Source organism: Pseudonocardia sp. T1-2H, assembly GCF_038039215.1.
Lineage (GTDB): Bacteria > Actinomycetota > Actinomycetes > Mycobacteriales > Pseudonocardiaceae > Pseudonocardia.
This window is the reverse complement of record NZ_JBBPCL010000001.1, coordinates 3,502,559-3,515,878: the sequence shown is the minus strand read 5'-3', so window position 1 is coordinate 3,515,878 and position 13,320 is coordinate 3,502,559. Positions and strand designations below refer to the sequence as shown.

Annotated in this window: 12 protein-coding genes; 7 read left to right on the top strand and 5 right to left on the bottom strand. The window is 74.4% G+C overall.

Translation table 11 applies throughout. From position 1 onward, the window contains the following. The first annotated feature begins 323 nt into the window (after window positions 1-323). Window positions 324-725: a VOC family protein gene (locus WBK50_RS17345; protein ID WP_341336614.1), complete on the top strand. Its 402-nt coding sequence runs from the start codon at window positions 324-326 to the stop codon at window positions 723-725. Here WBK50_RS17345 and WBK50_RS17340 read toward each other — a convergent pair. The 4 genes from WBK50_RS17340 to WBK50_RS17325 form a co-directional block, all read right to left on the bottom strand. Next, window positions 722-2,824, bottom strand: a complete 2,103-nt coding sequence (locus tag WBK50_RS17340; protein ID WP_341336613.1) for an acetate--CoA ligase family protein — start codon at window positions 2,822-2,824, stop codon at window positions 722-724. The genes WBK50_RS17345 and WBK50_RS17340 overlap by 4 nt on opposite strands. 363 nt (window positions 2,825-3,187) lie before the next feature. Next, entirely contained in the window at window positions 3,188-4,009 is an 822-nt protein-coding gene (locus WBK50_RS17335) for an alpha/beta fold hydrolase (protein WP_341336612.1), read from the bottom strand. After that, a complete protein-coding gene (locus WBK50_RS17330; protein WP_341336611.1) occupies window positions 4,006-5,076 on the bottom strand; it encodes a DODA-type extradiol aromatic ring-opening family dioxygenase in 1,071 nt (356 codons plus the stop codon). Before WBK50_RS17330 ends, WBK50_RS17335 begins: the two co-directional genes overlap by 4 nt. A 68-nt stretch (window positions 5,077-5,144) precedes the next feature. Further along, window positions 5,145-5,843: a FadR/GntR family transcriptional regulator gene (locus WBK50_RS17325; RefSeq protein WP_341336610.1), complete on the bottom strand. Its 699-nt coding sequence runs from the start codon at window positions 5,841-5,843 to the stop codon at window positions 5,145-5,147. A 110-nt stretch (window positions 5,844-5,953) separates the two neighbouring features. On the opposite strand from WBK50_RS17325, the gene WBK50_RS17320 reads away from it, so the two are divergent. The 6 genes from WBK50_RS17320 (at window position 5,954) to WBK50_RS17295 (ending at window position 10,746) form a co-directional block, all read left to right on the top strand. Further along, window positions 5,954-6,961, top strand: coding sequence for an amidohydrolase family protein (locus tag WBK50_RS17320; RefSeq protein WP_341336609.1), 1,008 nt, complete (start codon window positions 5,954-5,956; stop codon window positions 6,959-6,961). 22 nt (window positions 6,962-6,983) lie between these two features. Next, window positions 6,984-7,244 carry a hypothetical protein gene (locus WBK50_RS17315; protein ID WP_341336608.1) on the top strand — a complete coding sequence of 87 codons (261 nt, stop codon included), beginning with the start codon at window positions 6,984-6,986 and terminating at the stop codon, window positions 7,242-7,244. After that, complete coding sequence (locus WBK50_RS17310) at window positions 7,184-8,260, top strand: aromatic ring-hydroxylating dioxygenase subunit alpha (protein ID WP_341336607.1); 1,077 nt, start codon at window positions 7,184-7,186, stop codon at window positions 8,258-8,260. Before WBK50_RS17315 ends, WBK50_RS17310 begins: the two co-directional genes overlap by 61 nt. Continuing rightward, on the top strand, window positions 8,257-8,775 hold the full coding sequence (locus WBK50_RS17305; RefSeq protein WP_341336606.1) for an aromatic-ring-hydroxylating dioxygenase subunit beta: 519 nt from the start codon (window positions 8,257-8,259) through the stop codon (window positions 8,773-8,775). Before WBK50_RS17310 ends, WBK50_RS17305 begins: the two co-directional genes overlap by 4 nt. 11 nt (window positions 8,776-8,786) lie before the next feature. Then, the gene (locus WBK50_RS17300; RefSeq protein ID WP_341336605.1) at window positions 8,787-9,554 is read left to right on the top strand and encodes an SDR family NAD(P)-dependent oxidoreductase; all 768 of its coding nucleotides are present in this window, start codon (window positions 8,787-8,789) and stop codon (window positions 9,552-9,554) included. Between the two features lie 61 nt (window positions 9,555-9,615). Continuing rightward, window positions 9,616-10,746 carry an App1 family protein gene (locus tag WBK50_RS17295; RefSeq protein WP_341336604.1) on the top strand — a complete coding sequence of 377 codons (1,131 nt, stop codon included), beginning with the start codon at window positions 9,616-9,618 and terminating at the stop codon, window positions 10,744-10,746. 38 nt (window positions 10,747-10,784) lie between these two features. On the opposite strand, the gene WBK50_RS17290 is transcribed toward WBK50_RS17295, so the two are convergent. Next, complete coding sequence (locus WBK50_RS17290) at window positions 10,785-13,307, bottom strand: DUF2156 domain-containing protein (RefSeq protein WP_341336603.1); 2,523 nt, start codon at window positions 13,305-13,307, stop codon at window positions 10,785-10,787. Window positions 13,308-13,320 lie beyond the last annotated feature (13 nt).

Sequence of the window (13,320 nt, the reverse complement as noted above, 5' to 3'; positions counted from 1 at the left end):
GGCGGGGTACCCGTTCGCGGTCAGGAGCCGGGCGAGGTGGGCCGCGTGGGCCGGGACCCGGCCGGGGACGGGGACAGCGTGCAGACGGGGGGCGAGGGCGCGGAGGTCCGTGTGGAGGCCCCCGGGGCGGGAGCGGTCATGACTTTCGGATACCCGGGTGCGGCGCCGGTCACGCCTGCCGCGTGACACACCACTGCCGCGGCGGTGGGCCCCGACGCCCATCCCGTCCGTTCGGTCGGTGCCAGGAAGTGCGCGCCACTGCATGCTGGCCACGTACGCCCCGCCGAGGGTACGACCGGAGACGTTCGGACGAGGAGGACCCGATGCCCACTTTCCCGGCCATCGCCCACGTGGCGATCACGGTGACGGACCTGGACCGGAGCACCCGCTGGTACGCCGCGCTGTTCGGCGCGGAGCCGGTGCTCGACGAGGACGAGACGACCGGCGGCTTCCACCACACGGTCTTCGCCCTCGACGGCGGCCAGCTGTTCGGCCTGCACACCCATCCCGCCGGCCCCACCGGCGGGGACTTCGACGAGCGCCGCACGGGCCTCGACCACGTCGCGTTCGCCTGCGCGGACCGGGCCCAGCTCGAGGCATGGGTCGCGAAACTGGACGAGCTGGGGATCAAGCACGGCGGGATCGTGGACGCCCACTACGGCTCGGGCGTCTCGTTCCGGGACCCGGACAACATCGCGCTCGAGTTCTTCGCGCCCCCCGCTTAGCGGCCGTCGCGTGTCACGACCACCGCGTCCAGCGCCCGGCACCCCTGGCCGGCCGGCAGGACGACCAGCGGGTTCACCTCGACGGATGCCAGGTCCGCCCGGTGGGTGGCGGCGAACTCCGACACGGCGACGACGGCGGCCGCCAGCGCGTCGACGTCCGCCGGGTCGGTGCCGCGCGCCCCGGCGAGCAGGGCCGCGCCCCGGAGCGCGGTGACCATCGCCGCGGCCTCGTCCCGGGTGACCGGGGCGGGCCGCAGCACGACGTCGCGCAGGACCTCGACGAACACCCCGCCGAGACCGAGCGCGACCACCGGCCCGAACACCGGGTCGATCTGCGCTCCCACGATCGTCTCGACGCCCCGCGGGGCCATCGGCGTGACCAGCACGCCGTCGATCCGGGCGTCCCGGGCCTTCTCCCGCGCGCTGCGGAGGATCGCGCGGTGGGCGGCGCGGACGGCGGCCGCGTCGGCCAGCCCGAGGGCGACGCCGCCGACGTCGCTCTTGTGCTCGACGTCCGGGGACACGATCTTCAGTGCCACCGGGTGGCCGAGCTCCTCGGCGGCGGCGACCGCGCCGTCGACGTCCGGCGCCAGGCGCTGCGGCAGCGTCGGCACGCCGGCGGCGGCCAGCAACGAGGTGGCCTCGAACTCCGTGTAGGCCCTGCGCGGCAGTGCCCGGACGGGCGGCAGGACAGCGGGCAGGGGCCGGTCGAACGCCGCCCCGAGCCGGGCCAGGGCGGCCACGGCCCGGACCGCGCGGTCCGTGTCCTCGAAGACCAGGAACCCGCTGCGCTCGTACTCCCGCACGGTCTCGGGCTCGGCGACGAAGCTCAGCACGACGAGCCGGTCCCCGCGGTCCGCGGTGCCCGCCTCGATGCTCTCCCGCAACCGGCCGGCGAAGTCCGCGGACAGCGGCATCGTGGTGAAGAAGCCGACGAGCGCGTCGAAGCCGCCCTCGGCGAGCATGACCTTCCAGGCCGCGACGAACACGTCCATGTGGGTCAGCGCCTGGGCGGTGCAGTCCACCGGGTTGACCGCTGAGGCGTACGGGATCAGGTCCAGGACCGCGCGCTGCGCCTCGACCGGCATCGGCGGGACTGCGAGGCCGTGGCGTTCCGCGGAGTCGGCGAGCTGGATGCCCACCCCGCCGGAGACGGTGACGATGCCGAGCCGGCCACCCGCGCGGGGGCGCGTGTGCGCGCAGGCGTAGGCGATGTCGAGCTGCTCCTCCGTGCTCTCGGCGCGGTGGACGCCGTAGCGGGCGAGGACCGCGTCGTAGACCTGGTCCGAGCCGGTGAGCGCGGCGGTGTGCGAGCGGGCGGCCTCGGCCCCCACCTCGGAGCGGCCCACCTTGAGCAGCACGATCGGCTTCCGGGCGGCGTGCGCGACGCGGAGCGCCTCGAGGAACCGCGGCCCGTCCTTCACCCCCTCGGCGTAGGCGAGGATCACGTCGATCTCCGGCCGCCCGGCCATCCACAGGAGGGCCTCGGCGAGGTCGACGTCCGGCTCGTTCCCGGTCGTCACCAGGTAGCGGACGCCCAGGCCGCGTCGCCCGGCGAGGTAGGCGACGTGGGCGCCGTAGGCCCCGGACTGGCTGAGGATCCCGACGGACCCGGCGGTCGGGACCGCCCCGTCGAGGGCGGTGGCGAAGGTGGCGGCCAGCCCGGTGGCGGAGTTGAACGCGCCGATGCAGTTCGGGCCCAGCACCCGGACCCCGCCGGTCCGCGCCGCGGCGAGCAGCTCGTCCTGCAGCCGGGCGCCCTCCGGTCCGGACTCGGCGAACCCGGCGGAGAGGACGACGACGGCCCGCACCCCGACCTCGGCGCACTCGCGCATCGCCTGCACCGCGGCCCGCGCCGGGACGGCGAGCACGGCGAGCTCCGGCACCTCGGGCAGCGACGCGAGGTCCGGCCAGCACCGCTCGCCCTGGACCTGCGCGCGGCGCGGGTTGACCGGGTAGACGCCGCCGGCGAAGCCCCAGTCCCGCAGATACCGCAGCACGCGGCCGGACACGCCCGCCCGGTTGTCCGAGGCCCCGACCAGGGCCACCGACCGGGCCTCGAGCACCGCCTCCACCCCGGATGTCGCCCGCTCCGCCATCGGCACCTCCTGCCGGTCGTCCCGGCCCGGACGCTACCCGGCGTCGTGCACGATCTCGCCCCCGATGATCGTCGCCCGCACACATCCCGGGTCGGGCGCGGGTCCACGGTCCCTGCGTCGGCGCCGGGATCGCGCCGGCCGCCTTCGCCGGACGCGTCGTGGCGGCCCCGGACACGGCGTTGCGGCTGCCCGAGATCGGCATGGGCCTCATCCCGGGCGCGGGCGGGACCGTGAGCATCCCGCGCCGGACCGGCGCCGGCGCACCCTGCACCTGGCGCTGGGCGGCGGCCCGCCGGCGCCGCGGACGCCCTGGAGCGGGGACTCGTCGACGCCGGCGGGGCCCGAGCCGGCCCCCCGACGTCGTCAGCCGCGCAGGAAGGCCGCGACCAGCTCGGTGAACTCCGCGGCCCGCTCGATCTGGGTCCAGTGCCCGCACCGGGCGAAGACGTGCAGGTCTGCGTCCGGCAGCAGGTTCACCATCGTCCAGGACACCTCGGGCGGGACCACCTTGTCCTCCCGGCCGTGGACCAGCAGCGACGGCGTCCGGATCCCGCGGACCTGCTCCTCGGTGATCGAGAGGTCGTTCCCGGCGTGCTTCGGGTCGAAGAACATCGCCCGGTACGCGTCGTAGGTCTCGACGCTGGCCTCGTACCGGATCCGCACCAGCTCGTCGGTGATGATCGACTTGTCGACGGCGAAGTAGTCCAGCAGCAGGGCCCGCATGTTCTCCGGGGAAGGCTCGTAGGCCCGCAACGCCTTGAGCCCGTCGGTGATCGTCATGCCGACGCCGGGGGAGCCCATCAGGACCATCCGGGAGACCCGGTCCGGGTGCTGCTCGGCCAGCGCGAGGGAGATGCGCCCGCCCAGGGAGTTCCCGACCAGCGACGCCCGCTCGATCCCGAGCGCGTCCATGAACCCGACGACGTGGTCCGTCCAGGTCTGCAGCGAGTACCGGACGTCGTCCGGCCGGGAGGTGGCGCCGTACCCCACGATGTCCGGCGCGAGGACCCGGAACTCCTCGGCCAGGCCGGGGATCGTCTTCTGCCAGTTCGCCCACCCGGAGACGCCCGGCCCGGAGCCGTGCAGCAGCAGGACGGGGTCGCCCGCGCCGGCGTCGAGGTAGAAGGTGTCGATCGGCCCGACCGCGATCCGGTGGCCCGTGCTGAGGTCCGTGGTGGCGGTCACGACTGCTCCCCGTAGACGGCGAAGACCTTGTTGGAGTTGAAGACGTCCGTCTCCACGAACGTCGACCAGTCCAGCGTCATACCGAGCTCCTTCATGGCCCCGACCAGGCAGAACCAGTTCAACATCTCGTGCTGGCCGGCGTCGACGATCTCCGTGCCGGTGACGGCGCGCCAGGTGTCGGTGTCCCCGCGCACGAACGCGTCGTACAGCCGGCGGTCCGCCGCGGTGTCCGGGCGGAGGTGCCAGTCCTTGTCCACGAGGAACGCGTGCGACCAGCTCGACGAGGCGACGAGCGCGACGCGGGAGTCCGTGCCGGCGAGCGTCCGCGCGACCGCGGCGCCGAGGTCCATGCACCGCGCCGGGGACGGGCCGACCGGGTCCAGCTGCTCGTCCCTGATCTCCGCGAACCGGGCCAGGCCGCCGCGCCGGGCGATGGCGTGCTGGCCGTAGCAGTTCACCGTGATCGGGACGATCGGATACGGGAACTCGGTCCCGGCGTTGTCGTAGTCCAGGAAGAGCTGGGTGTTGGCGATGGCGTGCGGAAACGGCGCGTTCTCCCGCTTGGCGTAGGAGTACGCGACGTCGAAACCCTCATGGAGCAGGCCGTCGGCGAGCCGGCGGGACACGCCACGGTCGCCCTTCAGCGTGAACGTCATGTGGTCCGGGCGGCCCCAGGCGTTGGGGCTGCCGCGGTTGTTCATCAGCTCGAACGGCTCCACCTCGGTGTCTCCGTAGGCGAGCACGCAGAACGGCGGGACGACCTCCTCGCGGAAGTTCTCGTACTGGTCGTCGCCCCAGACCAGGACGAAGTCCGGCCGGAAAGCGTCGAGCGCCTTGCGGGTGCGGGCCAGGCCCTCCCGCAGCTCGGCGCGGTGCCGGGCGGCGGCCGCGACCCCGCCGTCGTCACCCCACTCCTGCTGCATGCGTGCAGGCCAGGTGGCCGGGTCCTTGAGCTCGGCCGGGATGTCCGGGTCCGTCAGCGTCCAGCGCAGCAGGCCCGCCATGTGCTCGTCGGTGCCCGCCAGCAGGGGATAGTGCGTCAGTCCCAGTCCGAGGAACTCCGCCATGACCGCCTCCTCGTCCCCGGCGTCGTCGCCGGGACCCCTGCGACCCTAGACAAACCTGCATACAGGTTTCAAGGGTGGGCCGGCGAGCGGGACGGGTCCTCCGCGCGCACCAGGTCGTGCCGGTGCAGGCTCATCACCTTCGTCAGGGCCTCGCGGTCGCGGTCCCGGATCGCGGCGACGATCTCGCCGTGCACGGCGATGCTGTGCGCGTACATCTCCTCGTGCCCGGGGATCAGCTCGGCCCGGGTGAGGGTTCCGGTGATGATCGCAGCGATGGCCTCGTACATCCCGGCGAGCACAGGGATCCGGGCGGCGCGCGCGATCGCGAGGTGCAACCGCATGTTCGCCTCCAGGAACGCCCGGGCCCCGGCCGCCGCCCGCATCTCCTCGACCGCCCACTCCATGTCCCGCACGTCCGCGGGCCCGGCACGATCCAGGGCCACCGAGGTGAGAGCGTCCTCCAGATGCGTGCGGGCCTCGAAGAGGTCGAGGGGATCCGTGCTGCTGCCGGAGAACCAGAGGTCGAGGGCGCCCAGCCGGACCTGCGGCGGCCGGCTCGCCACGAACACGCCGCCGCCGGGCCCGGGCCGCACGATCACCAGCTCGCGGTCCCGCAGGATCCGCAGTGCCTCGTTCATCACCGTCGGGCTGACCCCGTGCCGGGCCATCAGGTCGGTGCGCCGGCCCAGCGAGGTGCCGACCGGGGTGCGCTCGGCCAGCAGCGCGTTCTCGATGTCGGCGGCGACCTGCTGGGCGCGTGACGGCATGGCGCGAGCCTACACAATCTCTTGAATCATGTGTGCAGGATTGTTAGCGTCACACCGCCCTGACGCCGACGTCCCGGGGGTCGAGAAAACCCATGCCCCGCCCGATTCCCGTGAGCCCGATTCCCGACGGCGTGATCGACGTGCACACGCACGCGATCGCGGACCGGCTCCCGGACCTCGCCGGGCATCCCGGCCGCTGGCCGTCGGTGGAGCGCACGGCCGAGGACAGGGCGAACATCCTGCTCGACGGTCGCATCTACCGGGAGATCGACGACCGGTGCTGGTCCGCGGCCCGGCGGCTGCGGGACATGGACGCCGAGGGCGTCGCCGCGCAGGTGGTCTCGCCGATCCCGGTGACGCTGTGCCACGACCAGCCCGCCGACGGGGCGGCCGTCCTCGCCGCCGCCCAGAACGACTTCCTCGCCTCACTGGTGGCCGAGGCGCCGGGCCGGCTCCTCGCCCTCGGCGCGGTTCCGCTGCAGGCCCCGGAGCGGGCCGTCGCCGAGCTCGCGCGCTGCGTCGACGAGCTGGGCTTCCTCGGCGTCGAGATCGGCACCCGGGCCGGGGACACCGAGCTGAACGACCCGTCCCTCGACCCGTTCTTCGACGCCGCCGCCGAGCGCGGGGCGTTCGTCCTCGTGCATCCCGTGGACCTCACCCTGGACCCGCGGCTCGCCGCGCTCGGCATCGGCTTCGGGCTCGGCATGCCGGTGGAGACGGCCACCGCGGCGGCCGGGCTGCTCACCGGCCGCCCCCGCCGGCCCGGCGTGCGGCTGTGCCTCGCCCACGGCGGGGGAGCGCTGCCTGCGATCCTGCCCCGGCTGGACCGCGGCGCGGTGCTCGCCGGGCGCGGGGACGAGCCCCTGCCGAGCGAGCGGGCCCGCGAGCTGTGGTGCGACTCGCTGACCTACGACTCCGCCAGCCTCGACCTCGCCGTCACCCGGTTCGGCGCGGAGCACGTCCTGCTCGGCACGGACTACCCGTTCGCCGCCCGCGAGGCCCCGCCGGGAGCCGTGCTGTCCGGCGGGGACCCGTCCCTCGCCGCGGCGGTCCGCCGCGCCAACGCCCTGGACGTGATCGACGCCGTCCACCCCCTCGTCGCCCGATCCCGCCCCTGAGCCGGCCGAACTGGAGCCCACCATGACCGCGACGTTCGATCCCACCCGGCAGCTGGCACCGTCCGGCCCGCTGGTCGAGGAGGACCGCGAGCACCACCGCTTCCGGGTGCACCGCTCGACCATGACCTCGCCGGAGATCCACGCGCTGGAGCTGGAGCGCGTCTTCGGGCACAGCTGGCTCTACGTCGGGCACGAGTCCGAGATCCGGGAGCCGGGGACTACGTGCGCCGCCCCGTCGGCAACCGGGCGGTGTTCATGGTGCGGAACAAGGCGGGCGAGGTGAAGGTCTTCCACAACAGCTGCAGCCACCGCGGCGCGGTGGTGTGCCGCAAGGACTCCGGCAACGCCAAGGTCTTCCAGTGCTTCTACCACGCCTGGTCGTTCGACACGGACGGGAAGCTGGTGGGGGTCCCGGACCGCGAAGCCTACGGGGACGGGCTGGACTTCGGCGCGCTGGGCCTGCGGCCGGTGGCGCGGGTGGAGAGCTACCGCGGCTTCGTGTTCCTCAGCTACGACCCGGACATCATGGGCCTCGTCGACTACCTGGCGGGGGCGGCCGAGTACCTCGACCTCGTCGTCGACGCGACGGGGGACGCGGAGATCATCCGCGGCACCAACGAGTACGCGATCGACGCCAACTGGAAGCTGTTGGCGGAGAACAGCATCGACGGCTACCACGCCGTCCCGACCCACGACACGTACTTCAAGTACCTCGTCTCGCTCGGGACGGACCTGTCCGGCGGGGTCGCGGGCACGGCGAAGTCGCTCGGCAACGGCCATGCGGTGCTGGAGTACGCGGCGCCGTGGGGACGGCCGGTGGCGAAGTGGGAGCCGCTGTTCGGGGAGGACTCGCGGGAGGAGATCGGCCGGCTGCGGGCGGACCTCGTCGACAAGTACGGCGAGGCGCGGGCCCGACGGATGGCGGACACCAACCGCAACATGCTGATCTACCCGAACCTGGTGATCAACGACATCATGGCGATCACGGTCCGGACCTTCATGCCGACCTCCGCGGACCGGATGGAGGTCACCGCCTGGGAGCTGGCGCCCCGGGACGAGCTGCCCCAGCTGCGTCAGCGCCGACTGGACAGCTTCCTGACCTTCCTCGGCCCGGGCGGCTTCGCGACCCCGGACGACATCGAGGCCCTGGAGTCCTGTCAGCAGGGCTTCCACAGCGGGGGCCTGGAGTGGAACGACCTCTCCCGCGGCATGGCCCGGGACCCCCTGGCGAACGACGAGGAACAGATGCGGGCCTTCTGGCGGCAGTGGAACTCCCAGGTGACCGGGGGCGCGCGATGACCGCCCTCGAGCCCGCACCCGCCGTGACCGGCGTCCACGGGGTGACCCGGGCCGACGTCGAGGACTTCCTCTACGCCGAGGCCGAGCTGCTCGACGCCTGGGAGCTCGACACCTGGATCGCGCTCTTCACCGCCGACTGCCGCTACGTCGTCCCCTGCAACGACACCCCGGAGGGAGACCCGACCCGGGATCTCGTGCTGATCGACGACAACGCCCTGCGGCTCCGGTCCCGGGTGGAGCGGCTCAACAGCCGCAAGGCCCATCGCGAGTACCCGCACTCGACGACGAGCCACCAGGTCTCGAACGTGCGGCTGCGGCCGGTCGAGGGGGAGGAGCTACCGGTCGTCGCGGAGTTCACGGTGTGGCGGTTCCGCGGTGAGCGCTCGACCACCTACGTGGGCCGCTACGCCTACCGGCTCCGCGTCGTCGACGGGCATCTGCGGATCGCGGCGAAGCGCGCGACGCTCGCCATGGGCTCGCTGCGCCAGGTCGCCGACGTGGCGATCATCCTGTGACCGGGCATCCTGTGAGCGGGCCGCTCGACGGCCAGGCCGCGATCGTCACCGGCGGCGCCACCGGAATCGGCCTGGCCATCTCCCGGCGGCTGCTCGCCGACGGCGCGCGGGTGCTGGTCGCGGCGCGTACCGAGGCCGAGCTCAAGACCGGACTCGACGGTCTCGACGGCCCGGTGGCGGGCTTCGTCGGCGACCTCTCGGTGGCGGGGACGGCCGAGGACATGCTCGCCGCGGCCGTGGAGGCGTTCGGCGGGGTGGACGCGCTGGTCAACAACGCCGGCGGGGGCGTCATCCTCCCGACGTTGCAGCACACCGAGGAGACGCTGCGCGCCACGATCGACAACAACCTCTGGACGACACTGCGGGCCACCCTCGCGCTGCTGCCGCACCTCGTGGAGCGCGGCGGCGGCCGGATCGTCAACATCGGCGCGGAGTCCGTCCGCAACGGCCTCACCGCGCACGCGGTCTACAACGCGGCCAAGGGCGGCGTGCACGGGCTGACCAGCGGGCTCGCCCGGGAATTCGCCGGGGCCGGGGTCTCGGTCAACACGGTCGCGCCGTCGTACGTCGAGACGCTCGAGATCGCGGCGGCCCTCGCGGCCGGCACGCTCCCGGAGGCGCTGCGCCCGGTGCTGGAGGACGCGGTCGCCCTGATCCCGTACGGCCGCGCCGGCACGCCCGACGAGGTCGCCGGGACCGTCGCCTACCTGCTGCGGCCCGAGGCGGCGTTCGTCACCGGGCAGGTGATCAGCGTCAACGGCGGCAGCAGCATGGGGTGAGCGGCGTTCCCGTCCCCGTCCCGGAGTGGCGGCGGGGGCCCACACACGACACCCTCAGGCGGTGATCCGCGCCTACGGCAACTCCCTCCTCGTCCGGACCGCGATCGTCGTGGAGGGCGTCGTCGACGGCCTGGTGACGCTCGTCGTCCTCCTGCGCGGGCGGCGCCGGCCGCTGGTCCTGCCGTTCGTCGGGCACGGTTCACCGCAGCGCATCCGGGTCGGCGCCCGGGTGGTGCTCGGCCGCTCGGCCGCCGTCCCGGACGCGCTCCCGGCCGGGGATTCGGCCAGGCCCGCCGCGAAGCGGCGTTCCCGGCGGGCCGTGTTCCTGGCGAGCGTCAGTCGGTTCTTCACCGTCGAGCTCCCGCGCGCCGCGGTCGTCGTCCGGACCCCCGCCCGGGCGAGCGAGTTCCGCGCGGACCGGGACGGGTACCTCGACGTCGTCGTGGACGAGCCGGGGTTCGAGCCGGGCTGGCACGACGTCGAGCTGGCCCTGGCGGACGGGACGGCCGCGACCGCACCCGTGCTGGTCGTCGATCCGCGGGCGGACGTCGCGCTGGTCAGCGACGTCGACGACACGATCCTCGAGACCGGCCTGACCCGAGGGCTGGCGTTCCTCCGGGCGACCCTGCTCACCGAGACCGCGGACCGGGCGCCGCTGCCCGGCGCCGCCGCGCTGTACCGGGCGCTCGTCGCCCCGCGGGACGGCGTGGGCCGCCCGGTCTTCTACGTCTCGACCAGCCCGTGGAACCTGCACGCATCCCTGCTGGAGTTCATCGCGCTGCGCGCCTTCCCCCTGGGCCCGCTGCTGCTGACGGACTGGGGACCCGGCCACGGCAGCCTGTTCCGGATCGGCGCCCGCGAGCACAAGACCGGGCTGATCCACCGGATCCTGCAGGAGCATCCGGGGCTCGAGCTCGTGCTGATCGGGGACACCGGGCAGCTCGACCCGGAGATCTACGCGGCGGTCGCGCAGGCCTTCCCGGACCGCGTCCGGGCCGTCTACGTCCGCCGCGCGGGTCCCTGGGAAGCGCGGCGCGACGCGGAGGTCCAGGCCCTCGCTGTCCGGGTCACCGCCCAGGGGGTGCCGATGCTGGTGGTGGACGACAGCACGGCGATCGCCGAGCACGCCGCCACGATCGGCCTGCTGGAGGGCGGCGCGATCGAGGCCGTCCGGTCGGAGACGGGTTCGTAGGAGCTTCGACGTCGGGGTAGCTTCGACGTCGGGGCCGTTCAGCTCTGCCGGCCCCGCGCCGCGCCCGCCAGCTGCCGCCCGAGCCGGGCCCGCTGCCGGGCGGTGAGCCCGGGCAGATAGGCGGTCGCCAGCGCGTTGCCGATGGCCGGCAGCCCAGCCGGATCGGGGTAGGCCAGGAACCAGGGCCGGTACTCGGGCTGGAACTTCGCCTTGAACGCCAGCAGCGAGCGGAAGCCGTAGACGGGTTCGAGGGCGCGACCGGTGCCGTCGAGCAGGCGCTGCAGGCCGTCGGGAGCCGCACCGCGGTCGAGCCTGGCCAGGGGTGCGCCGGAGAGCGAGAGGAACTCCAGCCCGTCCTCCTGGCAACGGCGCACCGTGGACGCCACGAGGAACTCGACCACGCCGGCGGCCCCGCCGGTGCGGCGGCGCATGAAGTCCAGGGTGTAGCCGACGACGGCGCCGTCGCGGCGGACCGGCAGCCAGCTGGTGACCCCGTGCAGCAGCCCGTCCGCGTCGACCGCGAGCATCAGCCGCACGTCGTCGTCGGCGAGCTCGTCGAGGCCGCCCAGGGTGAACCCCAGCTCGGGCAGGTCCTTGTCCGAGACCCACTCCTCCGACAGCGTCCGGATCTGGGCGACGGTGGACCGGGAGCACTCGCCGTACCGGGTCCACACCGGCGTGATGCCGCTCCTCGTGGCGCGGTTCAGCGCCGTCCGGACGTCCTGCCACTTCTTGCCGGTGAAGGCCAGCCCGGGCAGGGACAGCACCGTCTCCTCGGCCACCTGCACCGTCGACCAGCCGAGCCCGCGGGCGACGTCCGCGACCTCGGCGCCGACCGAGTACAGGCACGGCGTCCAGCCCTGCTCATGGCAGAAGCGGACGAACCCGTGCACCGCGGCGGCGCGGTGGGCGGGCGCGCCGCCGGGCTCGCCGACCGTCAGCGCCGTCCGGCCGACGACGTGGAAGCCGATCACCGCGAGGTCCCGGTGCGGCGCGCCGGGGACGTCGGCCCCGCGGAGGAACCAGTACGACCGGCCGGGCCACGTGATCATGTGCGACAGCGAGGAGCCCCCGGTGTCTGCGAGCACGCGGCGGGCCCGCGCGAGGTCCGGGCCGCTCGCCGCGGCTGCGGTCCGGCCGAACGTGCGGACCGCGACGACCAGCACCACCGTCCAGAACACGACGCCGGTCCAGCCGTACAGGGCGGTGGCCACGGCTCCGACGGGCCGGAACGGCACCTCGACGCCCCGCAGGTAGCCCGGTGGGAGGAAGCGCTCGGGCAGGCCGCGCACCAGTTCGACGAGACCGGGCGGCCGGTCGTACTGCGCGCCGAAGGCGAGGCTGCCCAGCACGTACACCGCGGACACCGCCACGCCGGTGCCCAGGATCTGCGCCGACCGGCGCCGCAAGGCTTCGGTGGCGCGCCCGGCGCGGAACGCGTGCCGGGCCGCGACGAGCGCGCCGACGACGGCGAGCGGCTGCAGCGCCGGGAGCACGAGGGTGAGCCATCCGTGGAGGTGGGACGGCGTCGTCGAGCGCGCCACGAGGAACAGGCCGAGGACGCCGAGGGCGGTGTTCAGGGCGAGGGCCGCGGTCCACGCCGCCCGACGTCCCCTGCGGAGGCCCTCCGCGGCGGCGAGCAGGAGGAGCACCGGCATCACCGACATGATCCCGGGGCCGAGGCCGGACAGCCGGAGCCGGGCGTGCGCGCGGGCGCACGCCCGCACGGTCCCGCCCGCGCACGCCTCGGCGAGGTCCGCCGGCCCCGGCGCGGGCTCGACCACGAAGCGGAGCACGGACAGCGGTCCGACCCGGGTCTGCGCGACGGCGGCGATCAGCGGACCGACGGCCGAGGCGGCGACGATCAACGCCAGCAGCACCCGCGTCTCGGGCCGGGACGGCGCCGACGGCCGGGAGCCCGGCGGGTACAGGATCCGGCCCACGGCCAGCCCGGTCAGGCCGACCACGAGGCGAAGCACGTCGGGCAGCAGCCCGGAGTAGAGCGCCATCGTCGCCAGGCCGACCAGCGCCAGGAGCCGGACCCGGCGGCGCCAGAGCACCGGGAGGGCGGCCGAGCCGGCGAGCGCGGCGCCGATCACCGCCGCTCCCGGACCGACGGCGATGGAGGCGGCGAGCTGGTTCGACCAGCGGCCGCCGGAGAGGCGGAAGAGCGCGACCGCGCTGATCCCCGCCGTCGTGCCGAAGACCTGGACGAGCGCGAGGAGTGCCGCGGTCCGCCGGCTGCCGAGCCGTCGTTCCAGGACCGGCAGCACGCCCAGCAGCACGAGGGTCGCGGCCGCGTAGGCCCCGGGGCCGGAGGCGAAGAAGGGTGCGGTGAGCAGGAACCACCAGCGTCCGGCCGCGGCCGGGCCGAGGCCGGCGCCGACCTCGGCGAGCAGGCCTCGGGAGGGGCCGCGGGTCAGCGACCCGGTCAGCGCCCCGGCTCCCCAGAGCGTGAGCAGCAGGGCGACGGTGAGCGGGAACCTGCGCAGTGTTCCCCACGCGGTTCCCCACGCGGCGGCGGAGCGGGAGGGCTCGGGCGGGTGTGGAGCCGCGGTCACCCGAGGCGAGTCG